We start from the raw sequence: 25,733 nt of genomic DNA, 5'->3' as shown, positions 1-25,733 counted from the left end.
TGCCGCTGCGAGCCTCTGCCGATGTCAGGCGCCCTGCGGGTCGAGGTAGCGCTCCAGGGTGCTGTAGAGCACGCCGCTGTCCAGCGGTTTGCCGAGGAAATCGTCCATGCCGGCGTCCAGGCCGTGCTGGCGGTGCTCTTCGAGGATGTGTGCGGTCAGGGCGATGATGGGCACGGCGGCCAACTGCTGGCCGCGTTCCAGGCGACGGATCTGCCGGGTAGCCTCGAAACCGTCCATCACCGGCATCTCGCAGTCCATCAGGATCAGCTGCACGGCGGCGGGGTCACGGGCATATTCGTCGACGGCCGCCTGGCCGTTGGTCACCAGGCGCACGCTGTAGCCGCGTTTCTTGAGGAAGCCCTGAACCACCAGCTGATTCACCGGGTTGTCTTCCGCCACCAGGATGCACGGGGCGTTGCCATTGTCGTTGCGTACTTCTCTCACCAATCGATGTACCTGTGCTCTGGGTTCTTCATACAGCCCGCTCAGTGCCTGGCGCAGGGCGTTGATCGCCACGGGCTGGGCCAGGTGTTGCAGGCGCAGGCCGTGACTGGCCGGTAGTTGCTGGCAGGCTTCGGGCGGGCAGACCAGCAGCACGCGCTGCTGCGTCTGCAGCATGGGCCTGAGCGAGTCGAGCCAATGGTTCACCCCGCCCGGCCAGGGCGCCATCAATATCAGTAATGGCGGTGCGGCGAAATCCTCCAGATAACCCTGCAGGCGCTCAGGTGTCTGGCAGCGCTCGGTGCGCATGCCCCAGCGCCCGAGCAGACGGCTCATGGCATCCAGGCCCAGGCCGTCCAGCGAGGCGAGCAGGGCGGTGCGTCCGGCCAGCAGACGGCTGAGTTCGTCGGGCACGTCCGGTTCGGCCAGCAAGGGTATATCGAATGCGAAGCGCGTGCCTTGGCCGAGGGTGCTCTGGACCTCGATCCGTCCGCCCATCATCTCCACCAGTTCCTTGCTGATGGCCAGGCCCAGGCCGCTGCCGCCGTAGCGGCGGGTGGTGCTGGAGTCGCCCTGGGCGAAGGACTCGAACAGCTGCGCCAGTGCCTGCTCGCTGATGCCGATACCGCTGTCGCTGACGGCGAACACCAGGTGCGGTTCGCCGTGACTGTCGCTGCGGCGGCTGACGCTGAGCGCGACATGGCCTTCGGCGGTGAATTTCAGGGCGTTGCTGAGCAGGTTCATCAGCACCTGCTTGAGGCGTGTCGGGTCGCCCTGAATCCGCCGGGGCACGCCGTTTTCCAGGCTGACGTAGAGGCGCAGGCGCTTGTCCATGGCCTGCCCGGTGAACAGGCTGAGGGTGTCGGAGATCATGTCCTCGAGGTCGAACTCGATCTGTTCCAGGCTGAGCTTGCCGGACTCGATGCGGGCGTAGTCGAGGATGTCGTTGATCACCGCCATCAGCGAGCTGCCGGAGCTGGAGATGGTGTCGACGTAGAAGCGCTGGCTGCGATCCAGCGGCGTCTCGCGCAGCAGTTGCAGCATGCCCAGCACGCCGTTGAGCGGCGTGCGGATCTCGTGGCTCATCTTGGCCAGGAAGCGGCTCTTGGCCTGGCTTTCGAACGCCGCCTGCTCGGCGGCGCGGCGCGACTGGAAGCCTTCTTCCTTGAGCAGGTTGATGCGGTCGGCCAGGCCGATGGACAGGGTGATCAGCTCGATGGTGACGCCGATCTTCACCGCCGTGGCGCCGAACACGCCGAACACCTCCAGGCCCAGCGAGCCGGTGGTGGCCTGGATGAAGGCGAACAGCAGGATGGCCCAGGCCAGGGTGTAGTAGGAGCCATAGCGCACGCCCCTGCGCCAGATGTAGATGCCGGTGAGCAGCAGGATCAGCGACACCACGGAGACGGTGACGCTGGCCAGGATGTTCCAGGCGGCGAAGCCGATCAGCGGTACCGACAGCAGGCAGCCGATGCACACCAGCATCAGCAGGCGCAGGCCGGTGTCGAGCGTCGGAAAGTACTGCCGCGCGTGGAGGAAGTGGCGGCTGAACTGGATGGCCGTGAGGCAGTGCACGTACATCAGGATGTAGATGCTGACCGACTGGAAGGCCACGTGCTCGGGGAGCAGCTTGAACAGCATGCCGTCGAAGCAGGCGGCGAGCAGGCCGACGTTGAGGTTGTAGGCCAGGTACCAGAGGTAGGCCGACTCGCGCAGTGACAGGTAGAGGAACAGGTTGTAGCAGAACATCGCGAACAGCACGCCGTAGAACGCGCCGGCGAACCCCATCAGGTTCTCCTGCGCCGCCGCGCTGGCGCCGTAGGTGGCGAAGAACAGCGGCACGAACACCGTGCTGCTGGTTTCCACGCGGATCAGCAGCGTGCTGACCCCCGGCTCCATCTGCATGGGGAACCAGAAGTTGCGGACCTGCACCGGACGTTGCGAGAAGGCGAAGCGGTCACCGCTTTCCTGGGCCTGGCGCCGGCCCCGGGGATCGATCAGGTAGACCTGCAGGTGATCGAGAAGCGGGTAATTGACTTCGAGGTAGCCGCCCAGCGGGTGATCGAGGCTGCTGACCAGGCGCACCTTGAACCACCACACGGAGGCATTCTTGCCGAGATTGGCATGCTCGCCTTCCAGGTCGTGGAAGGCGCCATCGTCCAGGGCCTGGACCTGTTCGACGCTCAGGCTGCCGTCCGCGTCCTCGTAGTAGCCGGTGTAGGGGCCCAGGGAAAAACGCAGGTCGTCACTGTCCAGCGGCGCGGGCGTGAGGGCCCAGCTCGGACATGCAAGCCAGAACAGCAGCAAAGCCAGACATAGACGAGGCATCCGTGAACCTCAGAAGGCCATGTGCATGGCCGGAAGTCGTTTTAACGTCGCATGGCGACGACCCGCAGGTTGGCCAAGGTGCTGGCGGCCATAAAAAGGGGAGCCTGAGCTCCCCCTGTCGTCCTTCGTGCCACTTTGCCCTTATGTGGGAAACCCTTCAAGCATCCCGATCATGTTGCTTGACCAGGCTGTCCACCGGCGGCACCCGGGTGTCGCTTTCCATCTGCGCATCGTGCTCCAGCTGGTGGCTGAAACGCTCCAGCGAACCCTGGGCGGGCTGGGCGTCGCTGGCGAACACCGGCGGGCTCATCATGTAGGCGGTGAGCAGGCTGCTGAGCGCCTTGAGGCTGTCGATGTGCGTACGCTCATAGCCGTGGGTGGCATCGCAGCCGAAGGCCAGCAGCGCCGTGCGGATATCGTGGCCGGCGGCGACGGCGGACTGGGCATCGCTGTGGTAATAGCGGAACAGGTCGCGGCGCACCGCCACCTCCTGTTCGGCGGCCAGGCGCAGCAACTGACGGGACAGGTGGTAGTCGTAGGGGCCGCCGGAGTCCTGCATGGCCACGCTGACGGCATGCTCGCTGGATTGCTGGCCGGGCGCGACCGGGGCGATGTCGATACCGACGAATTCGCTGACGTCCCAGGGCAGGGCGGCGGCGGCGCCGGAGCCGACTTCCTCGGTGATGGTGAACAGCGGGTGGCAGTCAATCAGCGGTTGCAGGCCGTGATCGCGAATGAGCTTGAGCGACGTCAGCAGGGCGGCCACGCCGGCCTTGTCGTCCAGGTGACGGGCGCTGATATGACCGCTTTCCGAGAACTCCGGCAGGGGGTCGAAGGCGACGAAGTCACCCACCGAGATGCCCAGCGAGTCGCAGTCGGCGCGGGTGGCGCAGTAGGCGTCCAGGCGCAGCTCGACGTGGTCCCAGCTGATCGGCAGGGTGTCGACCGCGGTGTTGAAGGCGTGTCCGGACGCCATCAGCGGCAGCACGCTGCCACGGATCACGCCGTTGTCGGTGAACAGGCTGACGCGGCTGCCCTCGGCGAAGCGGCTCGACCAGCACCCCACCGGGGCCAGGCCGAGGCGGCCGTTGTCCTTGATCTCGCGGACGATGGCGCCAATGGTATCCAGGTGCGCAGAGACGGCGCGGTCAAAGCGTTCGTACTCGCTCTGGCGCCCGCGCAACGTTGCGCGGATGGTGCCGCGACGGGTCAGTTCGAAGGGGATTTCCAGCTCTTCCAGGCGTTCGGCGACATAGCGCACGATGGTGTCGGTGAAGCCGGTCGGGCTGGGGATGGCGAGCATCTCCAGCAGCACCTTCTGCAGGTAGTCGAGATCGGGTTCGGGTAGTTGTTGCATACAAGCTCCTCGGCGTTTGAGTCTTCCCACTCCCGTTCGCGGGAGTGGGCCGGGGGAGTGGGGTTCAGCTCGTGGCCTGGCTCAGCGGGAACAGCAGGTCGACGAAGCGCTCGGCGGTCGGCTGCGGTTCATGGTTGGCCAGGCCGGCGCGCTCGTTGGCTTCGATGAACACGTAGTCGGGCTGGTCGGCGGCCGGCACCAGCAGGTCGAGGCCGACCACCGGAATCTCCAGCGCACGCGCCGCCTTGATCGCGGCATCGCGCAGCTTCGGATGCAGGATCGCGGTGACGTCCTCCAGCGTACCGCCGGTGTGCAGGTTGGCGGTCTTGCGCACCGCCAGGCGCTGTCCGGCGGGCAGTACGCTGTCGTAGTCCAGGCCGGCGCCGTGCAGGGTGCGCAGGGTCTCGGCGTCCTTGGGAATGCGGCTCTCGCCGCCGGTGGCGGCCTGGCGCCGACGGCTCTGCGCGTCGATCAGTTCACCGATGCTGTGGCGGCCATCGCCGATGATTTCGGCCGGGCGGCGGATCGCGGCGGCGACGACTTCATAGCCGATCACCAGCACGCGCAGGTCGTGGCCGGCGTGGTAGCTCTCCAGCAGCACGCGCTGGTCGAACACCCGTGCGCGTTCGATCGCTTCCTGCACCTCGCCGGGCGTGCGCAGGTCCACGGCGACGCCCTGGCCCTGTTCGCCATCGACCGGTTTGACCACCACCGAGCCGTGTTCGGCGAGAAACGCGGCATTGTCCTCGGCACTGCCTGCGAGGCGCTGGTCGGGCACGCTGAGCTGCGCCCGCGACAGCGCGCGGTGGGTCAGGCGCTTGTCCTGGCACAGGGTCATGCTCACCGCGCTGGTCAGGTCGCACAGCGATTCGCGGCAGCGGATGCGCCGACCGCCATGGCTGAGGGTGAACAGCCCGGCCTCGGCGTCGTCCACCTGCACCTCGATGCCACGGCGCAGGGCTTCGTCGACGATGATGCGTGCATAGGGATTGAGTTCGGCCTGCGGGCCGGGGCCGAGGAACAGCGGCTGGTTGATCCCGTTCTTGCGCTTGAGGCTGAAGGTCTGCAGCTCGCGAAAGCCCAGCTTGGCGTACAGCCGCTTGGCCTGCTTGTTGTCGTGCAGCACCGACAGGTCGAGGTAGCTCAGGCCACGGCTCATGCCATGCTCGATCAGGTGGCGCACCAGCACTTCGCCGACGCCCGGCCGGCTGCACTGCGGGTCGACCGCCAGGCACCAGAGGCTGCTGCCGTTTTCCGGGTCGCGGAAGGCGCGCTGGTGATTGAGGCCCATGACGCTGCCGATCACCGCGCCGCTGTCCTCGTCCTCGGCCAGCCAGTAGGTCGGGCCGCCATCGTTGTAGGGGGTGAGCTTGTCCGCATCAATCGGCAGCATGCCGCGGGTCTGGTACAGGCAGTTGATCGCTTGCCAGTCCGCCTCGCTCTGCGCGCGGCGGATGCGGAAACCGCGAAAGCTGCGACGCGCCGGCCGGTAGTCGGTGAACCACAAGCGCAGGGTGTCGGACGGGTCGAGGAACAGCTGTTGCGGGGCGTGGGCCAGCACCTGGTGCGGGGCGGCGACGTACAGGGCGATGTCGCGCTCGCCGGGTTGTTCGTCGAGCAGGGCTTCGGCCAGCGCCGTGGCGTCCGGGTAGGTGTGGCCGATCAGCAGTCGCCCCCAGCCACAGTGGATGGCCTGCGGCTGGCTGGGCTGGCTGCTGTGGTCCTCGGCCAGACGCGCCTGCAGACGTTCGTAGGAGGGTGTCTGGCCGCGGATCAGGCGTTGGTTAAAGGCAGGGGAGCGCATGAGTTGTCCTTAATCTCTACCTCCGGTCTGGGCCGGATCGAGTGTTGAGTCGCGACAACCCCGGATGACATCCGGGCTACGACCGTTGATCCGGCAGGCGCGCCGCGAGCGCCGCGCCTGCCCGCTTTACAGACCCTGTTCGCTCAGCCACAGGTTGAGCGCCGCGAGCTGCCACAGCTTGGAGCCGCGCAGCGGCGTCAACTGGCTCTGCGGGTTGGTCAGCAACTGGTCGAGCATGCTCGGATTGAACAGGCCGCGATCCTGGCTAGGGTCGAGCAGCAGGTCGCGTACCCAGCCGAGAGTGGCGCCTTCCAGGTGCTTGAGGCCCGGTACCGGGAAGTAGCCCTTGGGCCGGTCGATCACCTCGCTGGGGATGACCTTGCGTGCCGCTTCCTTGAGCACGTGCTTGCCGCCGTCGGGCAGCTTGAACTGCGCCGGAATGCGCGCCGACAGTTCGGCCACGCGGTAGTCGAGGAACGGCGTGCGCGCCTCCAGGCCCCAGGCCATGGTCATGTTGTCCACGCGCTTGACCGGGTCGTCGACCAGCATCACCGTGCTGTCCAGACGCAGGGCCTTGTCCACCGCCGCCTCGGCGCCTGGTTGGGCGAAGTGCCCGCGGACGAACTCGCCGGCCATGTCGCCAGTCAGCCAGGCCGGCTGCACGCAGGCGGCGTACTCGTCGTGCTCGCGGTCGAAGAAGGCCGCGCGGTAGGCGGCGAAGGCATCCTTGGCGCCGTCGACCTGCGGGTACCAGTGGTAGCCGGCGAACAGCTCGTCGGCGCCCTGGCCGCTCTGCACCACCTTGCAGTGCTTGGCCACTTCGCGCGAGAGCAGATAGAAGGCGATGCAGTCGTGACTGACCATCGGCTCGCTCATGGCGCGGAAGGCCTGCGGCAACTGCTCGAGAATCTCGTGCTCGCCGATGCGCAACTGGTGATGGCGGGTGGCGAAGCGCTGGGCGATCAGGTCCGAGTACTGGAATTCGTCACCACGCTCGCCACCGGCGTCCTGGAAGCCGATGGAGAAGGTCAGCAGGTTTTCCACGCCGGCTTCACGCAACAGGCCGACCAGCATGCTCGAGTCGACGCCACCGGAGAGCAGCACGCCGACATCCACGGCGGCGCGCTGGCGGATCTCCACCGCCTGGCGCATGGTTTCCAGCGTCTGCTCGCGCCATTCTTCCAGGCCGTAGCCGGCTTCGTCGCCGCGCGGGCCGAATTGCAGCGACCACCAGCTCTGCTGCTCGACCTTGCCATCCGCGTCGACGCGCATCCAGGTCGCTGGCGGCAGTTTCTCGACGCCGGCCAGGATGGTGCGCGGCGCCGGCACCACGGCATGGAAGTTCAGGTAATGGTTGAGCGCCACGGCATCCAGCGTCTTGGCGATGTCGCCGCCTTGCAGCAGCGCCGGCAGCGACGAGGCGAAGCGCAGGCGCTGACCGGTGCGCGACAGGTACAGCGGCTTGACGCCGAGGCGGTCGCGGGCGATGAACAGGTTCTGCGTGTCGCGCTCCCAGACGGCGAAGGCGAACATGCCGTTGAGCTTGGGCAGCAGTTGCTCGCCCCAGGCGTGATAGCCCTTGAGCAGTACTTCGGTGTCGCCGCCGGAGAAGAAGCGATAACCCAGCGCCTCCAGTTCGGCGCGCAGCTCGGGGTAGTTGTAGATGGCGCCGTTGAACACCATGGACAGGCCGAGGTCGCTGTCGATCATCGGCTGGCCCGAGGCTTCGGCCAGATCCATGATCTTCAGGCGGCGATGGCCGAGGGCGACGGGGCCCTGGCTGTGGAAGCCGTGGGCGTCGGGGCCGCGAGGGGCCAGGTGGTGGGTGATGCGTTCGACTGCCGCCAGGTCCGCGGGGCGTCGATCAAAACGTAGTTCTCCAGCTATTCCGCACATAGTTCCTTACCGGTGTTTCCGTTGGGGAGTGGTCCGTTCCCGGACCTTTTACACCAAAACAAAAAAATGCTTTCATGTCAAAGTTTTGGTGGCTATGAATTGGTGCTTATGAGCGATAAAAAAGTTCCTGTTGAAATAGATTTGTCATCTGTCATGGCATTCGAGATGCCGCTTTTCCAGGCCTTGCGGCGCTTGCAGCAGGCGGGGGAGGTGCACGCCAAGCGTCTGGCCCGCTTCGGTGGGCTGACCCCCATGCAGCTGATGATCCTGCAGGTACTGGCCAGTGAGACGCGCCTGACCGCCAGCGTGCTCAGCAGCCGGGTCAGCCTGACGGCGGCGACGCTGTCCGGTCTGCTCGATCGCCTGGAGGAGCGCGGCCTGCTGCAACGCCAGCGCGACGATCAGGATCGCCGTCGCCAGTGGTTGCTGATCAGTGAGGCCGGGCGCGAACTGATCCAGCAGGCACCGTCGCTGATGCCACCGGAATTCAACCGGCGTTTTGCCGCCCTTGCCGACTGGGAGCGCCACGCTCTGACGGCGGCGCTGTTGCGTGCCGCCGAGCTGTGCGGGGAAATGGATTGAGGCGCGGCGGGCGGCGCGTCTTTTTCAGAAAAAATTCAAGCAGGGTGTTGACTTAGCGTCGCCACCTGCATAAAGTGCGCGCCTCGCTAAGGCACATGGGTGGTTAGCTCAGCCGGGAGAGCATCTGCCTTACAAGCAGAGGGTCGGCGGTTCGATCCCGTCACCACCCACCATTAGCGAATTCGGACGCAAGTCCGGCCGACGCGCAGCGGTAGTTCAGTCGGTTAGAATACCGGCCTGTCACGCCGGGGGTCGCGGGTTCGAGTCCCGTCCGCTGCGCCATTATTTCCCAGATCGACCTTGGTCGGTTTGAGATGGCAAGGCCCGCAAGGGCGCCATCAGATGCAACAGAGTTCTCTGGACGCAAGTCCAACCGACACGCAGCGGTAGTTCAGTCGGTTAGAATACCGGCCTGTCACGCCGGGGGTCGCGGGTTCGAGTCCCGTCCGCTGCGCCATATACGAAACCCGTCGATCGCGAGATCGACGGGTTTTTTATTGCCTGCGCTCCGACGTTGCCGTCCTGCGGCGTTTCGTCATCTTGTCTTCATGCTGACAACGTAGCTTGCTAACGAAAGACGCAACGACCCAGGAGACCGGGCAATGGATGACTATCAGGAAGAACTGCTCGAGCGTGACGGCTTCGATCAGGACGTGATCGACGTGGACGACGACGCCACGGAGCTCTGAGCTTCGCTATCGGCCCGGCGCTGTGCGCGGCGATAGTCGCCGGGCGTTTGTCCGAGCCAGCGCTTGAAGGCGCGCTGGAAGGCTTCGGCCGAGGCGAAACCGAGCAGGTAGGCGATTTCACCGAAGGCCAGTTCGGTATCGCGGATATAGGCCGTCGCCAGGTCGCGGCGGGTGTCATTGACGATGGCGCGAAACTGCGTGCCTTCCTCGGCCAGCTTGCGGCGCAATGTCCAGCTGGGCAGGTGCAGGTTGCGCGCGACTTCCTCCAGGTCCGGTTCGTGCCCGTGCAGCATGGGGCCGAGCAACTGGATGACCCGTTCACGCAGGCTGCGCGTGCGGGTCAGCTGATCCAGTTCGCGCTCGCACAGCTCCAGCAGGTGCCGCCAGGTGCCGGGGCAGTGCTGCGGGTTGCGCAGCGCCAGGGTGTCGCTGCTCAGGCGCAGGCGGTTGGCGCTGGCCGCGAATTCCACCGGGCAGCCGAACAGGCTCTCGTAGCGCTCGCCGTACGCCGGCAGCGGAAATTCGATCTCGACCTTTTCCAGGGCAATGCTGCGGCCGACCACTTGCCCCAGGTTCTGTTGCCAGCCCGCCAGTACCGAGTCCACCACGAAGCGGTTGTAGGTGTTGTACGGACTGATGGAATAGAAGTGCAGCCAGGCACCACGGGCATCCTCGCTGAAGCCCGAACGCCCGCGGTAGTTGGCGGCGTACAGCGGCTCGAAGCGGGTCAGGGTGCGTGCCGCTTCGCGCAGGTCGGGCGCCTGCATGGCGCAGACGCCGGCCAGGCCGACCTGGCCGAGACGGCTGTGGCGGCCCATGTCCAGGCCCAGTGCGGGGTTGTTGCACAGGGCGATGGCGCTGTGGCCCAGGCGCATGAAGCGAGGGATCGACAGGCGTGCGCGCGGCTCGCTCAGACGTGCGGCATCCAGGCCGAACTGTTCGAGCAGGGGCTCGGGAGCCTGGCCCTGCTCGCGCAGGGCTTCGGCCAGGGCCTGGGTGAAGCCGACGGACAGGTCGCCGAGGCGTACGCGTGAAGTTTTCATAACCACAGGTTGACCAGTTGTGCACCGCTGGTGCTCGCGCCCAGGGCGCTCGTCCCGGCGCGGAATGCCAGTGCCGGCGGTTGCCCCTGATGCTCCCAGAGTCGCCCGCGCAGATGGACCTGCATGCCGGCATGGATGCCGCTGCGCAGCAGCTGTTCATGCAACTGGGTGGCGTCTGCGGCGGCCTGCAGGTCGCTGGGCATGGCCAGCAGGTCGAGCCGGCTGGCAGCCAGTGTCCGTGCGTCCGCCAGGCGGGCGACGTCGCCGCCCAGCAGCACGCCGAGTCGGCCGGCTGGGGTGTCCAGGACCTGCAGGGCAGTGGCCGTGGTCGTTGTGCTGGCTTCGGCATCGTAAGCATGCCGCTGGGGTTGTCCCAGGGGCTTGCCGGCGCGGTCGAACACCAGGCTGACGTTGTACAGCGGGCCGCGCCCGACCTGCAGGCGGCCGTGTTCCACGCGTGGCTCCGGCAGGACGATGGAGCCTGCCACCAGGGTGATGCCGTAGTCGCGCGCCAGGTCGCCGAACAGCTGCTGGTAGTCGTGCGCCATCGATTGCGCCTTGGTGCGCAGCAGCGCATCGCTCACGCGCGACGGGGCCTGGGCGGCGAGCAGGGCGCCGAGAAAGTCCAGCGGGTTGCTGGCCGCCAGCCAATGCAGGGCCTGGCGCTGTCCGGGGGCGTGATAGAGCTCGTCCTTCTCGCCCACGGCCAGCAGCCAGGTGCCGATGTGTTCGGGCAGCACGACCACCGTGCGCGCATTGAGCATGCCGCGCTCGCGTGCGTGGTCCAGGTAGGCGGCCAGCTTCAGGCGCAGGCGCGACAGGCTCTGATAGTCACCGGCGAACAGTTCCGGCTGGATGCCCAGCAGGTTGCCGCGAGCGCCGGGTTGGCCGAGGTCGAGTGCGACCTGGCTGCGCAGGTCGGACAGGTAATGGCTGACAGGGCGTTGCTGGCACCAGCGGGCGTAGCTGCCGAGGCCGGCCAGCAGCGTGAGCGCCAGCGCGAGGATGATCAATGGACGCATGCAGGTTCTTTCGACTGGGTTGTGTTGCAGGTTAGGTCGATCGCGCCGGGCTGCCAAGGCTAATTGCAAGTTTTGATCATTATCTTGTCAGTTTTGATCATTGAGCATGCCTGGCCGCCTCTTTATCGTCTGGCTCCATAACCGACCGCGTGCCCATGAGACCGCGGCAACCCGTGAACTGCACCGCGATGTGGAGATTTCCATGACTGCTCGTTACCCGAACCTGCTGGCCCCGCTCGATCTCGGCTTCACCACCTTGAAGAACCGTACCCTGATGGGCTCCATGCACACTGGCCTGGAGGAGAAGCCGGGCGGTTTCGAGCGCATGGCGGCCTACTTCGCCGAGCGCGCCCGTGGCGGTGTCGGCCTGATGGTCACCGGCGGCATCGGCCCGAACGAGGAGGGTGGCGTCTATGCGGGTGCAGCCAAGCTGAGCACGCCGGAAGAGGCCGACAAGCACAAGGTCGTGACCCAGGCCGTGCACGAAGCCGGTGGCAAGATCTGCATGCAGATCCTGCATGCCGGGCGCTACGCCTACAGCCCGAAGTCCGTGGCACCGAGCGCCATCCAGGCGCCGATCAACCCGTTCAAGCCACGCGAGCTGGACGAGGAAGGGATCGAGAAGCAGATCGCCGATTTCGTCAATTGTGCCGCGCTGGCGCAACAGGCGGGCTACGACGGTGTCGAGGTGATGGGCTCGGAAGGCTACTTCATCAACCAGTTCCTGGTCGCCCACACCAACCATCGTACTGATCGCTGGGGCGGCAGCTTCGAGAACCGCATGCGTCTGCCGGTGGAGATCGTCCGCCGTGTGCGCGAGGCGGTGGGCACCGACTTCATCATCATCTATCGCCTGTCGATGCTCGACCTGGTCGAAGGGGGCAGCACCTGGGACGAGATCGTCCTGCTGGCCAAGGCCATCGAACAGGCCGGCGCCACCCTCATCAACACCGGTATCGGCTGGCACGAGGCGCGCATCCCGACCATCGCCACCAAGGTGCCGCGCGCGGCCTTCACCAAGGTCACCGCGAAGCTCAAGGGCGAGGTGTCGATCCCGCTGATCACCACCAACCGTATCAACACCCCGGAAGTGGCCGAGCAGGTGCTGGCCGAGGGCGACGCCGACATGGTGTCGATGGCGCGCCCGTTCCTGGCCGACCCGGATTTCGTCAACAAGGCCGCCGAAGGCCGTGCGGATGAGATCAACACCTGCATCGGCTGCAACCAGGCCTGCCTGGACCACACCTTCGGCGGCAAGCTGACCAGCTGCCTGGTCAACCCGCGTGCCTGCCACGAGACCGAGCTGAACTACATCCCCACGACCACGGTGAAGAAGATCGCCGTGGTGGGCGCCGGCCCTGCCGGGTTGGCGGCTTCCACCGTCGCTGCCGAGCGCGGTCATGCGGTGACCCTGTTCGACGCGGCCGGCGAGATCGGCGGTCAGTTCAACGTGGCCAAGCGCGTGCCGGGCAAGGAGGAGTTCTTCGAGACCCTGCGTTACTTCAAGCGCAAGCTGGAAACCACCGGTGTCGACGTACGCCTGAACACCCGCGTATCGGTGGATGACCTGGTCGCCGGCGGCTTCGACGACATCATCCTGGCCACTGGCATCGCGCCGCGCACCCCGGAGATTCCGGGCATCGATCACCCCAAGGTGATCGGCTACCTGGACGCGATCCTCGAGCGCAAGCCGGTCGGCCAGAAGGTCGCGGTGATCGGCGCCGGCGGTATCGGTTTCGATGTTTCCGAGTTCATCACGCACCAGGGCACGGCCACCAGCCTCGACCGCGAAGCGTTCTGGAAGGAGTGGGGCATCGACACCGCGCTCGAGGCGCGTGGTGGCGTGGCGGGCATCGAGGCGCATCCGCACCCGGCTGCGCGTCAGGTGTTCCTGTTGCAGCGCAAGAAGTCCAAGGTCGGCGATGGCCTGGGCAAGACCACCGGCTGGATTCACCGCGCCGGCCTGAAGAACAAGAACGTGCAGATGCTCAACAGCGTCGAGTACGTGCGCATCGACGATGCCGGTCTGCATATCCGCATCGCCGCTGGCGAGGAGCAGGTGCTGCCGGTCGACACCGTCATCGTCTGCGCCGGGCAGGACCCGCTGCGTGAGCTGCAGGATGGTCTGCAGCATGCCGGTCAGCGCGTGCACCTGGTCGGTGGCGCGGACGTCGCCGCCGAGCTGGATGCCAAGCGAGCCATCAACCAGGGCTCGCGCCTGGCGGCCGAACTCTGATCGAAACAGCGCCCCGCTTCCAGCGGGGCGTTTGCTATCCGGCTTGAAAACAACAAGGAGAAGCCGATGTCTCTCGCCGCCCAACTGCATCCTGCTGCCGCCGCCAGCCTCGAACGCTGGCACCAGTTCGTCGCCGCCAAGGACCTGAGTGCCTTGCCCGAACTGCTGCACCCGCAGGCCGTGTTTCGTTCGCCCATGGCGCATACCCCCTATCCGGGCGCGCAGGCGGTCAACCTGATTCTCAACACCGTGCTCAAGGTCTTCGAAGACTTCACCTACCACCGTGAACTGGCCACCGCAGACGGCCTCAGCGTCGTGCTGGAGTTCTCTGCGCGGGTCGGCGAGCGTGATCTGAAGGGTATCGACATGATCCGTTTCGACGAGTCGGGGCAGATCGTCGAGTTCGAGGTGATGATTCGTCCGATGAGCGGGCTGCAGGCCCTCGGCGCGGAAATGGCGCAACGCCTGGCGCCTTTTCTCGCGGCGGCCAAGCGCTGACAGGCGCTGAACGGCGCCCGGCCCTCGATCAGGGCGGGGCGCCGCAGGGTTACCTGAGAACGCTGCCTCAGGATAGAGACGGCTCGGCACTGGCAGCCATCCGTCGATCGAAGGCGCTGGCCTGACTGCCCGATGTGCGTGCGGCGGTCGCCGCCTGCAGTGCAATCCCGTCACATTTTCGCGCCGCCGGTGCTTCCTCCGGCGTTGTTGGCAGAGTGAGTGCCAACCCAGTCACATTGCTGGGGTTGGCTTTTCCCCTAGACTTGTCTGAACTGTCAGGGATGATATCTGTACCGAAGCACGCGAGGCTTCGGCATTTGATCGTGCGCGCGTATCCCGTTGGTTCAGAGGGCCCTCAATGAGCATGCAGAACAAGCCGCAGATGGTGGAAGCCGTGATGTTCTTCAGTGAACGCGGTATCTGCAAACAGATGATGTTCCCTGAATTCGAGGCGTTGCTCGACGGCGTGGTCAACATGCCCGAGTTCGCCGACGAACAGATGCGCGCCGTGTTCGTGGTGATCAACCCACGCCTGCTGGTCAGGGCTGCGGTGTTCTTCTTTCTCGACTTCGATGATGATGGCCGCCCTGACAAGGGCTGGAACATTCCGCTGCAGCACCTGGCCGAACGCGCCGGGCGTGGTCCCGATCTGGGTGCGGGGCCGATTCGTCTCGCCTGCCGCAGCCAGTGCCCGGTGTCCTGGCACCAGATGCACCTGTGGGACCCCAATCTGGCGCCGACGCAGAACGATCTGGTGACGCTGCGCGATGCGGTCAAGCGCAATCAGCTCGGGTTGCTGGTCGAGGACGACAGCGCTCAGGCGGTGGTCGCCGAGCGCCTGCAGGTGGCCTCCGAAGACAAGTGGTATGCGCCCGACCCTGCCAAGGAAGTGTCCGAGCAGTTGGCGCAAAAGATGGATCAGGAACACCGCGCCAAGACTGCGCAGCTGATCCAGCAGCAGCGCCTGCGTATCACCAGCCTGACCCAGCAGCACGAAGAGGAGCTGGCCAAGTTCAAGCTGGCCAGCGAGGAGCAGAGCAACAATCTGCAGGCGCAGATCCATGGGCTGCATCAGGCGGTGCGCCAGCAGCAGGAACTCAATGCCAACCTCAAGGCGCAACTGGCGGCGCAGGCGGAAAGCTTTCAGAGCAGTCGTGAGGAGATGACCCAGCAACTGCGGGCGCTGGAGCGTCACGGGCGCACCGAGGGCGATATCCTGCGTGCCCAGTTCGAAGGCGAGATGCGGGCGAAGGTAGCTGCGGCCGTGGCCGAGGCCAAGGAGCAGATTGCCATTCGTGACGTGGAACTGGCCTATCGCAACGAGCTGGATGCCCAGTTGCAGGCGGAGATCGAGCGCCTCAAGCGAGAGCGCAACGAGTTCGCCAGCCAGGGCGGCGATCAGGTGCTGGAGCGCCTGGCCAAGCTCGGCGTGGTGTTCGTGGTCTACCATCCCGGCGCCGGCCACCTGACCATTCCCCTGCAGGATGTCGCCCGCTACCAGGACAACCCCATGGCCTACGCTGCCGCCAAGTGCTTCGTGTCCGAGGAGCAGTATCGCCATTGGCTGGGGCACTATCAGCAACCCTCCTGCGAGGCGAGCCTGCCCAGTGGCGAGCGTTGCGCCATTCCCATCGACCGCATCGACACGCCGAGCCGCTTCGTGCTGGGCGAATCCAACTGCTGCTCGCGGCACAAGGCGAGCAGCCGCCTGCGTACCGTCGGCTGACCTTGGCGATACGCGTTCCCGACTGGCGCCCACAGGCGCCCCTGCAACGCATTCATCTCGACTGGCTCGATGCCGCTGGCGTCGAGCTGGCCTGCCTGCGCCTGGACCTCATCGACCCGCTGGTGTCCGGCAACAAGTGGTTCAAGCTCGCGCCCTACCTGCAGCAGGCCGCCGCTGACGGCGCGCAGGGCCTGATCAGCCTCGGTGGCGCCCATTCCAACCACCTGCATGCCTTGGCGGCGGCGGGCCAGCGCTTCGGTTTCGCCACGGTCGGCCTGTTACGCGGCGAAGCGCAGCGCACGCCGACGGTGGATGATCTGCAGGCGTTGGGCATGCAGTTGCACTGGCTGGGTTATGGCGGCTATCGCGCACGCCACCAGGCCGATTTCTGGCAACCGTGGCTGGCGCGCTACCCGGGGTTCCAGGCGGTTGGCGAGGGCGGCCTGGGGCTGCCGGGCGCCGAAGGTTGCCGCTGCCTGGTGGCGATGGCGCAAGCGCAGCTGGCGGATCTCGATTGGACGGACTTCGACGCCTGGTGGCTGGCCGCCGGGACCGGTACCACGCTTGCGGGCCTGCTGCTCGGTGATAGCCGCCGCTCCGTGTTCGGCGCATTGGCGGTGCCTGCCAGCCATGGCGTGGCGGCTCAGGTCGCCGCGTTGCTGGGGCAGGCGGGGGTCAGTGGCGCGCGCCAGCAGTTCATCGATGCCGCGCGCGGCGGCTTTGCGCGTTTCGATCAGACGTTGCTTCAGTTCATTCTGGAGACCGAGCAGGCCGCCGGCCTGCCGCTGGATCCGCTGTATACCGGCAAGGCGCTGATGGCCTTGCGTGATTTTTGCGCGAACGGGCAACTTGTGCGCGGCACGCGGCTGATCTTCATTCATACTGGCGGCCTGCAGGGGCGCCGAGCCCTGATGGGCACGAACACCGACTACACTCAGGGCTGACCAGCGGAGCCTGGATTACTTCATGAGCGAACCCCTTACTCCCGAGCAACTGCGCAGCCTGACGCCCCTCAATGTGCTGTCCGAGCAGCAGTGGCGCGAGCTGCGCAGCCAGCTGGTGCCTCAGCCACTGCTGGCCGGCCAGCCGCTGTTTCGCCTGGGCGACCAGGCGCGGCTGACCTGCTACCTGCTGGCGGGTGAGCTGCAACTGCAGGATGCCGAGGGGCATGTCCAGTCCGTGAGCGCCGGCAGCGAGGTCAGCTGTCATCCCCTGTCACCCAGTCTGCCGCGTCTGCACGAGGCCCGGGCGCTGACGGATGCCAGTGTGCTGATGATCGACAGCGCCACGCTGGATCGTCTGCTGACCTGGCGCCTGGCCTACCAGGACCTGCTGCTCGCCTTGCAGCAGCGCGGGGCCGATATCGAGTGGCTGGAGCGTCTGCTGGAGAACCCGTTGTTCGCCAAGGTGCCGCCGGCCAACGTGCAGAGCATGCTTGCCCGTCTGCAACGGGTCGAGTTCGAGGCGGGTAGCCAGGTGCTGCAGGAAGGCGCGGCCGGGGACTGCTGCTTCTTCCTGGAAAGCGGCCGTGCCGAAGTGATCCGCAGTGCCGGCAGCGATCGTCAGGTGCTGGCGGAGCTGGACGTGGGCGCCTGCTTCGGCGAGGAAGCGCTGCTGGCCGACCGGCCGCGCAACGCCACGGTGACCATGGTCGAGCGCGGCAGCGTGCTGCGGCTGGATCGCCAGGATTTCTTCGCCCTGCTCAAGGCGCCGGTCGTCGCCGAGGTGTCGCTGGGCGAGGCGTCGCGCCTGCTCAGCCATGGCGCGCAATGGCTGGACGTGCGCCTGCTGGAAGAGTACGAGAAGGCTCATGCGCCGCAGGCCCTGCACATGCCGCTGCAGCTGTTGCGGCTGAAGGCGCGCCTGCTGGACAAGTCGCGCACTTACCTGTGCTACTGCGACAGCGGCAAGCGCAGCAGCAGCGCGGTGTTCCTGCTCTCGCAGCTCGGTTACAGCGTCTACGCCCTGCGTGACGGGCTGGATGCCTTGCCGGCCGTGCAGCGTGGCGCGTTGCTGTGCGAGAGTGGTTCGGGCTATCTGGCGCGTTCCGGTGGGCGTACCGAACGCAGCCGCTGAGCGGAGTCACATCCGGCGTGCTGAGTGTTCAGGATGGCCATTGATCGCTGACCAGGAAGAGCCGCTCGACCTCTCGCCAGTCACCGGCCTGATCCTCTTCCAGTCGCACCAGCAGCTGGGAGCGGGAGGACAGGCCCTCCAGCCAGTGCGCGAACGTCTCGCGCGACCAGCGTTCCTCGCCGTCAATCAGCGCCGGCGCCAGCCAGGACAGGCGTGGCAGGGGTTGCCAGTGCGCCTGCGCTTGCCGGTCGGAGAATGCTGCCCAGTCACGTTGCCGCAGCCAGTGCCCTCGCCAGTGCGCCGGCAAGGCGCCGCGCGGTGAATCGCAGCCGGTCGGCCAGGGGTAGAACAGGTAGCCGGCGAGCCAGAAGGACGATCGGGTGTCGCTCAGGCGCAGCTCGTTGAGGTCGCCACGCGCCTCGCGGCGGGACGACAGCGGCAGTTGATGCTGGGCCAGATGATTCAGTTTCAGGTCGAGCCGGTCGTGGCTGCCGGGGCCGAGCCAGAGGCCGGCATCGTTGCCGTCGCCCGCCAGCGGGCCCAGGTAGAACTTCACCGCCAGCTCCAGATGGTGCTCGCCTTCGGCGTCGCGCAGCAGCAGGTCCAGCTCGCCCAGGGTCTGGCCGTTCTGGCGTATCGGCAGGTTGGCCGCGACCACCTCGACGTCGTCGGCGGCGTGCAGGGCGAATTGCCACAGGCGCTCGTAGTACAGGCCGAGGCGCCTGGCCGGTTTCGCCAGCAGCCAGGCATGCAGCGCATCCGGGGCGCTGTCCAGCCCGCTCAGCCAGTTCTCGAGCAGCTCCGGGGTATGGCGCCATGCGCTGGCCTGCAGCGGGTGGCGCTGGGGTTTCGTGGTCTGCCCCAGCAAGGGGGGCGAGAGCAGGGTCCAGGCGAGGTCGCGCACCGCCGGGGTGCGCAGTCTCTGCAGCAGAGCGTGCAGCAAGTCGTGAACGGTCATGGGCAGAGCATAGCCCCGGTTTGCCGCGTACCGCGCCTTTGGCCGATAATCCTCGTTCGTTTCTTATCTGTCTGGCGGGAGTCCCATGGAGCAATTTCGCAATGTCGGCATCATCGGGCGCCTGGGTAGCACGCGGGTACTGGAGACCGTTCGCCGGCTCAAGCGCTTCCTCATCGACCGCCACCTGCATGTGATCCTCGAGGACACCATCGCCGACCTGCTGCCCGGTCACGGCCTGCAGACCTCGTCGCGCAAGATGCTTGGCGAGGTCTGCGACCTGGTGATCGTCGTCGGCGGCGATGGCAGCATGCTGGGCGCGGCGCGGGCGCTGGCGCGACACAAGGTGCCGGTGCTGGGGATCAACCGCGGCAGCCTGGGCTTTCTCACCGACATCCGCCCCGACGAGCTTGAACTCAAGGTGGCGCAGGTACTCGAAGGGCAATACCTGACAGAAAACCGCTTCCTGCTCGAGGCCGAGGTACGCCGCCAGGGCGAAGCCATCGGCCAGGGCGATGCGCTCAACGATGTGGTGCTGCACCCCGGCAAGTCGACGCGAATGATCGAGTTCGAACTCTTCATCGATGGTCAGTTCGTCTGCAGCCAGAAGGCGGACGGGCTGATCGTCGCCACGCCCACCGGCTCGACTGCCTATGCGCTGTCCGCTGGTGGGCCGATCATGCATCCCAAGCTCGACGCCATCGTGGTGGTGCCGATGTACCCGCACACGCTGTCCAGCCGGCCCATCGTGGTGGATGGCAACAGCGAGCTGAAGGTGGTGGTGTCGGCGGACATGACCATCTACCCGCAGGTCTCCTGCGACGGCCAGAACCACTTCACCTGTGCCCCGGGCGACACCCTGCACGTGGCCAAGAAGGCGCAGAAGTTGCGCCTGATCCATCCGTTGGATCACAACTACTACGAGGTCTGCCGGACCAAGCTGGGTTGGGGCAGCCGCCTGGGAGGGCAGGACTGAATGTCCCTCGACCCTCATCGTGGCTATGACCTGATCGGTGATATCCACGGTTGTGCGCGTACCCTCGAGCGTCTGCTCGAACGCCTGGGCTACAGCCGCCAGGATGGCGTATGGCGGCATCCTCTACGCATGGCGATCTTCCTGGGTGACCTGGTCGATCGCGGCCCCGGCATTCGCGAGGTCCTGCACCTGGTGCATGACATGGTGCGTGCCGGCCAGGCCCTGTGCATCATGGGCAACCACGAATTCAACGCGCTGGGCTGGAGCACTCCGGCACCGCCTGGCAGCGGTCGCCAGTACGTGCGCGAACACAGCCCGCGGCACCAGCGGCTGATGCGCGAGACCCTGGCGCAGTTCGAGGATCATCCGCACGAGTGGCGCGAGTTCCTGCGCTGGTTCTACGAGATGCCGCTGTTCATCGATGCCGGGCGTTTCCGTGTCGTGCACGCCTGCTGGGATGCCGAGCTGATTACGCCGCTCAAGGCGCAGTTTCCCGACGGCTGCATCGACGAGCATTTCCTCCAGGCCGCTGCCGTGCCTGGCAGCTTCGCCAACATGGCGCTCGACCGCCTGCTGCGTGGTACCGATATGCGCCTGCCGCACGGTCTGACGCTGACCAGTGGCGACGGTTTCACGCGCTCCTACTTCCGCACCAAGTTCTGGGAAGAGAATCCGCAGACCTACGGCGATATCGTCTTCCAGCCCGATGCCCTGCCCGAGCTGGCGGCACAGACGCCGCTGACCGAGCTGCAGAAGGACGAGCTGCTCAGGTACGGCGCGCACGAGCCGCTGCTGTTCGTCGGTCACTACTGGCGGCGTGGCAAACCGGCACCGATCCGCGCCAACCTGGCCTGCCTGGACTACAGCGCGGTGGTCGGCGGGCGCCTGGTCGCCTATCGCCTCGATCAGGAAACGCGGCTGGATGCGGGCAAGTTCGTCTGGGTCGATGTCGACCCGCAGGAGGCTCCTCGATGACCGCCGTAGCTGTACTGCGCGTGCCGCTGGACAACGACCTGAGTGGTTTCGTGGCCTTGTTGCAGCGCCTGCGCGTGCCGCATCGGGTCGCGGAGGAGGGCGGCGAGCAGGTGCTCTGGGTGCCCGGCGAGGCGCTGGCCGAGCAGGTCCGCGAACTCTATGCGCGCTACCCGCAGGGGGATGGCGGCGAGTCGGCGCCGGCCTTGCCGCCTGTGCGGGAAGGTTTTTTCAGCCAGTTGCGGCGCAGCCCGGTGACGGCGCTGATGCTGCTGGTGACCTTCATCGTCTTCGCCGTGACCCTGGCGGGCGAGAACTATGCAGCCATTTCCTGGCTGAGCTTCGTCGATTTTCGTCTCGACGGCGACAACATCTACCTCAACTACCTGGATGCGACCCTGGAGAGCGGTCAGTGGTGGCGCCTGATCACGCCGATGCTGATCCATTTCGGTTGGCTGCACCTGGCGATGAACAGCCTGTGGTACTGGGAGCTGGGCCGGCGCATCGAGTTTCGCCAGGGTGCCATCGGCCTGTTGGGCCTGACCCTGCTGTTCGGCCTGGCCTCCAACTTCGCGCAGTACGCGTGGGCCGGCCCGTCGCTGTTCGGCGGCCTGTCCGGCGTGCTCTACGGCCTGCTCGGGCATTGCTGGATCTACCAGCGCCTGGCGCCGAACGCGGCGTATCGTCTGCCGCCGGGTGTACTGGTGATGATGCTGGTGTGGCTGCTGATCTGCATGACCGGCATCTTCGAGCTGCTGCAGTTCGGCGCCATCGCCAACGCCGCGCATGTCGGTGGCCTGCTGACCGGCTGCCTGACCGGCCTGCTTGGCGGTATGCTGGCCAGACGAAGCGCCTGATTCGATTTTTGACCTGTAGGGCGGGTGCAATCCGCCAGAACAGTATTTTGGCGGGTTTCACCCGCCCTACGATTCATTGGAGACCTCTATGTCGTCCTTCCTCGAAGCCATCGACAACATCACCCCGGAAATCTACGAGAGCCTCAAGCTGGCCGTGGAGATCGGCAAGTGGCCGGACGGCCGCAAACTGACCCAGGAGCAGAAGGAACTCAGCCTGCAGGCGATGATCGCCTGGGAAATGAACAACCTGCCGGAAGAAGAGCGCACCGGCTACATGGGCCCGCAGGAGTGCAAGTCCAAGTCCGAACCGGTTCCCAACCTGCTGTTCAAGTCGTCGGATACCCTGCACTGATGACGGAGTTAGGACGTGGCTCGCTGAGCAAGATGAAGGCGCACCTCGACGCGCCGGTGCAATACGCCTTTCGCCTCGGCGACGAGGAGGTGCCGGTCAATCCGCTGGTGGGCAAGCACCTGTGTCTGGAGTACCTCGGCGCCATCCACTGCACGCATTGCGGGCGCAAGACCAAGACCAGTTTCAGCCAGGGTTACTGCTACCCCTGCATGCAGAAGCTGGCGCAGTGCGATATCTGCATCATGAGCCCGGAGAAGTGTCACTACGACGCCGGCACCTGCCGCGAGCCGAGTTGGGGCGAGCAGTTCTGCATGACCGACCATGTCGTCTACCTGGCGAACTCCAGCGGGGTGAAGGTCGGCATTACCCGTGCCAGCCAGGTTCCGACGCGCTGGATCGACCAGGGGGCGACCCAGGCGCTGCCGATCCTGCGTGTGGCCACTCGGCAGCAGTCGGGCTTCGTCGAGGACCTGCTGCGCAGCCAGGTGGCGGACAAGACCAACTGGCGCGCGCTGCTCAAGGGCGACGCCGTACCGGTCAACCTGCTGGCGATTCGCGAGCAACTGTTCGACAGCTGTGGCGCAGGTATCGCCGATCTGCAGCAACGCTTCGGCCTGCAGGCCATCCAGCCGCTCACGACCGCCGAGGTACTGGACATCCGCTATCCCATCGAGGCCTACCCGGCCAAGATCACCAGCTTCAACCTGGACAAGCAGCCCCTGGCCGAAGGTACCCTGCTCGGCATCAAGGGCCAGTACCTGATGTTCGACACCGGCGTGATCAATATCCGTAAGTACACCGCCTACCAGCTGGCCGTCCACGAGATCGCCGCCTGACCACCATTCGCAGCTTGAAGCCTGTCGCTTGAAGCTGCCCAGAAGAGGCCACTGCCATGCGCACCGAACAATCCAAGACGATCTACCTCAAGGACTATCAGGTACCGGATTACCTGATCGACGAGACGCACCTGACCTTCGAGTTGTTCGAGGATCACAGCCTGGTGCATGCGCAGCTGGTCATGCGCCGCAACCCCGAGGCCGGTGCCGGCCTGCCGCCGCTGGTGCTCGATGGCCAGCAGCTGGAGCTGCTCGAGCTGAAACTGGATGATCGCGAGCTGGGCGAGGGTGACTACAGCCTGACCGCCAGCCACCTGACCCTGCAGCCGACCCAGGAACGCTTCGTGGTCGACAGCAGCGTGCGCATTCACCCGGAGAGCAACACCGCGCTGGAAGGCCTGTACAAGTCCGGCACGATGTTCTGCACCCAGTGCGAGGCCGAGGGTTTCCGCAAGATCACCTTCTACCTCGACCGTCCTGACGTGATGAGCAAGTTCACCACCACGGTCAGCGCCGAGCAGCATGCCTACCCGGTGCTGCTGTCCAACGGCAACCCGGTGGCCAGCGGCAGCGAAGAGGGCGGTCGCCACTGGGCGACCTGGGAAGACCCGTTCAAGAAACCGGCCTACCTGTTCGCTCTGGTCGCCGGCGACCTGTGGTGCGTCGAGGACAGCTTCACCACCATGAGCAGTCGCGAGGTGGCGCTGCGCATCTATGTCGAACCGGAGAACATCGACAAGGTGCAGCACGCCATGGACAGCCTCAAGCGCTCGATGAAGTGGGACGAGGAGGTCTACGGCCGCGAGTACGACCTGGATATCTTCATGATCGTCGCGGTCAACGATTTCAACATGGGCGCCATGGAGAACAAGGGCCTCAACATCTTCAACTCCAGCTGCGTGCTGGCCAAGGCCGAGACCGCCACCGATGCCGCGCACCAGCGCGTCGAGGCGGTGGTGGCGCACGAGTACTTCCACAACTGGTCGGGCAACCGCGTGACCTGCCGCGACTGGTTCCAGCTGTCGCTCAAGGAAGGCTTCACCGTGTTCCGCGACAGCGAGTTCTCCGCCGACACCCACTCGCGCACGGTCAAGCGCATCGAGGACGTGGCCTACCTGCGCACCCACCAGTTCGCCGAGGATGCCGGCCCCATGGCTCACCCGGTGCGCCCGGATGCGTACATGGAGATCTCCAACTTCTACACCCTGACCATCTACGAGAAGGGTTCGGAAGTTCTGCGCATGATCCACACCCTGCTTGGCCCCGAGCTGTTCCGCAAGGGTTCGGACCTGTACTTCGAACGCCATGATGGCCAGGCGGTGACCTGCGACGACTTCGTTAAGGCCATGGAAGATGCCAGTGGCATCGACCTGACCCAGTTCAAGCGCTGGTACACCCAGGCCGGTACGCCGCGCCTGCAGGTCAGCGAGGCCTATGATGCGTCCGCGCAGACCTACAGCCTGAACTTCCGCCAGAGCTGCCCGGCCACTCCGGGGCAGAGCGAGAAGCTGCCGTTCGTGATTCCGCTTGCGCTCGGCCTGCTCGACGCCCAGGGTAACGAGCTGCCGCTGCGTCTGCAGGGTGAAGCCACCGCCAGCGGTACTGGCCGCGTGCTGTCGATCACCGAAACCGAGCAGACCTTCACCTTCGAGGGCATCGCCGAACAGCCACTGCCGTCGCTGCTGCGTGGCTTCAGTGCGCCGGTCAAGCTCAGCTTCCCCTACAGCCGCGACCAGCTGATGTTCCTCATGCAGCACGACAGCGACGGTTTCAATCGCTGGGAAGCCGGCCAGCAGTTGTCCGTGCAGGTGCTGCAGGAGTTGATCGGCCAGTACCAGCGCGGCGAAGAGCTGGCGCTCGATCAGCGCCTGGTGGAGGCGCTGCGTACATTGCTGCTGGACGAGTCGCTGGATCAGGCGATGGTCGCCGAGATGCTCTCGCTGCCTGGCGAGGCCTATCTCACCGAGATCAGTGACGTGGCCGACGTCGAGGCCATTCACGAGGCGCGCGAGTTCGCTCGTCTGCAGCTAGTCGATGCTCTGTACGCGCCGCTGCTGGCGCGCTACCAGGCCAACCGTGACGTCTCCAGGGCGACGCCCTACGTGGCCGAGGCGGCGCATTTTGCCCGGCGTAGCCTGCAGAATATTGCCCTGTCTTACCTGATGCTCAGCCAGCAGGCCGAGGTGCTGGCCGCCTGCGTCGAGCAGTTCGAGAACGCCGACAACATGACCGAGCGCCTGGCGGCGCTGGCGGTGCTGGTCAACTCGCCGTTCGAGGCCGAGCGTAGCAAGGCCCTGGCGATGTTCGCCGACTTCTTCAAGGACGATGCGCTGGTCATGGACCAGTGGTTCAGCGTGCAGGCCGGCAGCCCGCTGCCTGGTGGCCTGGAGCGCGTGCATGCGCTGATGCAGCACGAAGCCTTCACCCTGAAGAATCCGAACAAGGTGCGCGCCCTGATCGGTGCCTTCGCCAACCAGAACCTGATCAACTTTCACCAGGCCGATGGCTCGGGCTATCGCTTTCTCGCCGATCAGGTGATCACCCTCAACGCACTCAACCCACAGATCGCCTCGCGCCTGCTGGCGCCGCTGACCCGCTGGCGCAAGTACGCGCCTGCACGTCAGGCGCAGATGAAGGCCGAGCTGGAACGCATCCTGGCCAGCGGTGAGCTGTCCAGCGACGTTTACGAAGTGGTGAGCAAAAGCCTGGCCTAAGGCGGGTTGGCTTCAATAAAAGTGTTACCGGTCGATGGCTGGTAACACTTTTTTGTTACCCGTAGAAATATCCAGGTGCCGTGTTATTCGTGCGCACACTAAAGTTAGGGTCGCATGGCTCTTGACATCGACTTGCCGCTCGCTGCTGAAAACCTCGTGCCTCCAGGGCTCGAGTGGCATAAAGCGTCGGATCGTAGGACAAAGCGCGCCAATTTCACGCTGAATAGCTGACGCACTGGTCAGTGGCTGATCAGTCACGAAAAGAAACTGCGCGAAGGCGCTGGCAAGCGGCTCTGCGCTGATACACCCGTTTGAATTGGCACCATGGTTGCAGTGTCGAGCAGGATTCGACCGTGCGCAGCTGCGCAAAGGT

At 65.7% G+C, this 25,733-nt stretch carries 19 protein-coding genes and 3 tRNA genes; 15 read left to right on the top strand and 7 right to left on the bottom strand.

What is annotated here, in order from left to right; genetic code table 11:
- Positions 1-24: 24 nt before the first annotated feature.
- The 4 genes from EWH21_RS16820 to EWH21_RS16805 all read right to left on the bottom strand — a co-directional run bounded on the left by EWH21_RS16820 (position 25) and on the right by EWH21_RS16805 (position 7,826).
- On the bottom strand, positions 25-2,769 hold the full coding sequence (locus EWH21_RS16820; RefSeq protein ID WP_277698887.1) for a hybrid sensor histidine kinase/response regulator: 2,745 nt from the start codon (positions 2,767-2,769) through the stop codon (positions 25-27).
- Positions 2,770-2,926: 157 nt separating this feature from the next.
- Positions 2,927-4,126 carry an osmoprotectant NAGGN system M42 family peptidase gene (locus EWH21_RS16815; RefSeq protein WP_152489181.1) on the bottom strand — a complete coding sequence of 400 codons (1,200 nt, stop codon included), beginning with the start codon at positions 4,124-4,126 and terminating at the stop codon, positions 2,927-2,929.
- 64 nt (positions 4,127-4,190) lie between these two features.
- Complete coding sequence (gene ngg, locus EWH21_RS16810; RefSeq protein ID WP_037053162.1) at positions 4,191-5,930, bottom strand: N-acetylglutaminylglutamine synthetase; 1,740 nt, start codon at positions 5,928-5,930, stop codon at positions 4,191-4,193.
- A 126-nt stretch (positions 5,931-6,056) separates the two neighbouring features.
- Entirely contained in the window at positions 6,057-7,826 is a 1,770-nt protein-coding gene (locus EWH21_RS16805; RefSeq protein ID WP_277698886.1) for an N-acetylglutaminylglutamine amidotransferase, read from the bottom strand.
- Positions 7,827-7,934: 108 nt separating this feature from the next.
- Here EWH21_RS16805 and EWH21_RS16800 point away from each other — a divergent pair, with 108 nt between their 5' ends.
- From EWH21_RS16800 to EWH21_RS16785, 4 genes are all read left to right on the top strand, one after another.
- Positions 7,935-8,408, top strand: coding sequence for a MarR family transcriptional regulator (locus tag EWH21_RS16800; RefSeq protein ID WP_037053159.1), 474 nt, complete (start codon positions 7,935-7,937; stop codon positions 8,406-8,408).
- A gap of 97 nt (positions 8,409-8,505) precedes the next feature.
- A tRNA-Val gene (locus EWH21_RS16795) sits at positions 8,506-8,581 on the top strand.
- A 32-nt stretch (positions 8,582-8,613) separates the two neighbouring features.
- Positions 8,614-8,690: transfer RNA gene (locus tag EWH21_RS16790), tRNA-Asp, on the top strand.
- 98 nt (positions 8,691-8,788) lie between these two features.
- Positions 8,789-8,865: transfer RNA gene (locus tag EWH21_RS16785), tRNA-Asp, on the top strand.
- A 189-nt stretch (positions 8,866-9,054) separates the two neighbouring features.
- Here EWH21_RS16785 and EWH21_RS16780 read toward each other — a convergent pair.
- Together EWH21_RS16780 and EWH21_RS16775 are read right to left on the bottom strand one after the other, a co-directional pair.
- A complete protein-coding gene (locus EWH21_RS16780; RefSeq protein WP_277698885.1) occupies positions 9,055-10,140 on the bottom strand; it encodes an AraC family transcriptional regulator in 1,086 nt (361 codons plus the stop codon).
- The gene (locus tag EWH21_RS16775; RefSeq protein WP_277698884.1) at positions 10,137-11,162 is read right to left on the bottom strand and encodes a carbon-nitrogen hydrolase family protein; all 1,026 of its coding nucleotides are present in this window, start codon (positions 11,160-11,162) and stop codon (positions 10,137-10,139) included. Before EWH21_RS16775 ends, EWH21_RS16780 begins: the two co-directional genes overlap by 4 nt.
- A gap of 202 nt (positions 11,163-11,364) precedes the next feature.
- Here EWH21_RS16775 and EWH21_RS16770 point away from each other — a divergent pair, with 202 nt between their 5' ends.
- The 5 genes from EWH21_RS16770 to EWH21_RS16750 all read left to right on the top strand — a co-directional run bounded on the left by EWH21_RS16770 (position 11,365) and on the right by EWH21_RS16750 (position 17,698).
- The gene (locus EWH21_RS16770; RefSeq protein WP_277698883.1) at positions 11,365-13,398 is read left to right on the top strand and encodes an NADPH-dependent 2,4-dienoyl-CoA reductase; all 2,034 of its coding nucleotides are present in this window, start codon (positions 11,365-11,367) and stop codon (positions 13,396-13,398) included.
- A 66-nt stretch (positions 13,399-13,464) separates the two neighbouring features.
- Positions 13,465-13,896, top strand: coding sequence for a nuclear transport factor 2 family protein (locus tag EWH21_RS16765; RefSeq protein WP_037056258.1), 432 nt, complete (start codon positions 13,465-13,467; stop codon positions 13,894-13,896).
- Positions 13,897-14,254: 358 nt separating this feature from the next.
- The gene (locus EWH21_RS16760; RefSeq protein ID WP_080756991.1) at positions 14,255-15,622 is read left to right on the top strand and encodes a chromosome partitioning protein ParA; all 1,368 of its coding nucleotides are present in this window, start codon (positions 14,255-14,257) and stop codon (positions 15,620-15,622) included.
- Positions 15,623-15,624: 2 nt separating this feature from the next.
- Positions 15,625-16,566: a pyridoxal-phosphate dependent enzyme gene (locus tag EWH21_RS16755; protein WP_277698882.1), complete on the top strand. Its 942-nt coding sequence runs from the start codon at positions 15,625-15,627 to the stop codon at positions 16,564-16,566.
- A gap of 22 nt (positions 16,567-16,588) precedes the next feature.
- Positions 16,589-17,698 carry a cyclic nucleotide-binding domain-containing protein gene (locus EWH21_RS16750; protein WP_037056255.1) on the top strand — a complete coding sequence of 370 codons (1,110 nt, stop codon included), beginning with the start codon at positions 16,589-16,591 and terminating at the stop codon, positions 17,696-17,698.
- Positions 17,699-17,726: 28 nt separating this feature from the next.
- Here EWH21_RS16750 and EWH21_RS16745 read toward each other — a convergent pair whose 3' ends face one another.
- Positions 17,727-18,656, bottom strand: a complete 930-nt coding sequence (locus EWH21_RS16745; protein ID WP_277698881.1) for a DUF1853 family protein — start codon at positions 18,654-18,656, stop codon at positions 17,727-17,729.
- Positions 18,657-18,741: 85 nt separating this feature from the next.
- Between EWH21_RS16745 and EWH21_RS16740 the strand changes: the two genes are divergently transcribed.
- The 6 genes from EWH21_RS16740 (at position 18,742) to pepN (ending at position 25,360) form a co-directional block, all read left to right on the top strand.
- The gene (locus EWH21_RS16740) at positions 18,742-19,629 is read left to right on the top strand and encodes an NAD(+) kinase (RefSeq protein ID WP_037056253.1); all 888 of its coding nucleotides are present in this window, start codon (positions 18,742-18,744) and stop codon (positions 19,627-19,629) included.
- Positions 19,630-20,604 carry a metallophosphoesterase gene (locus EWH21_RS16735; protein ID WP_277698880.1) on the top strand — a complete coding sequence of 325 codons (975 nt, stop codon included), beginning with the start codon at positions 19,630-19,632 and terminating at the stop codon, positions 20,602-20,604.
- Entirely contained in the window at positions 20,601-21,458 is an 858-nt protein-coding gene (locus EWH21_RS16730; RefSeq protein ID WP_277698879.1) for a rhomboid family intramembrane serine protease, read from the top strand. The genes EWH21_RS16735 and EWH21_RS16730 overlap by 4 nt, the downstream gene beginning before the upstream one ends.
- A gap of 88 nt (positions 21,459-21,546) precedes the next feature.
- Positions 21,547-21,810, top strand: a complete 264-nt coding sequence (locus EWH21_RS16725) for a DUF1315 family protein (RefSeq protein WP_037056249.1) — start codon at positions 21,547-21,549, stop codon at positions 21,808-21,810.
- Positions 21,810-22,646, top strand: a complete 837-nt coding sequence (locus tag EWH21_RS16720) for a DUF2797 domain-containing protein (RefSeq protein WP_277698878.1) — start codon at positions 21,810-21,812, stop codon at positions 22,644-22,646. The genes EWH21_RS16725 and EWH21_RS16720 overlap by 1 nt, the downstream gene beginning before the upstream one ends.
- Positions 22,647-22,702: 56 nt before the next feature.
- Complete coding sequence (pepN, locus tag EWH21_RS16715) at positions 22,703-25,360, top strand: aminopeptidase N (RefSeq protein WP_277698877.1); 2,658 nt, start codon at positions 22,703-22,705, stop codon at positions 25,358-25,360.
- The last annotated feature ends 373 nt before the right edge of the window (positions 25,361-25,733 follow it).

Source organism: Pseudomonas sp. REST10 (assembly GCF_029542605.1).
GTDB classification, from domain to species: Bacteria; Pseudomonadota; Gammaproteobacteria; order Pseudomonadales; family Pseudomonadaceae; genus Aquipseudomonas; species Aquipseudomonas khazarica.
The sequence above is the reverse complement of the archived record's forward strand: the minus strand, read 5'-3'. Positions and strand labels throughout refer to the sequence as shown.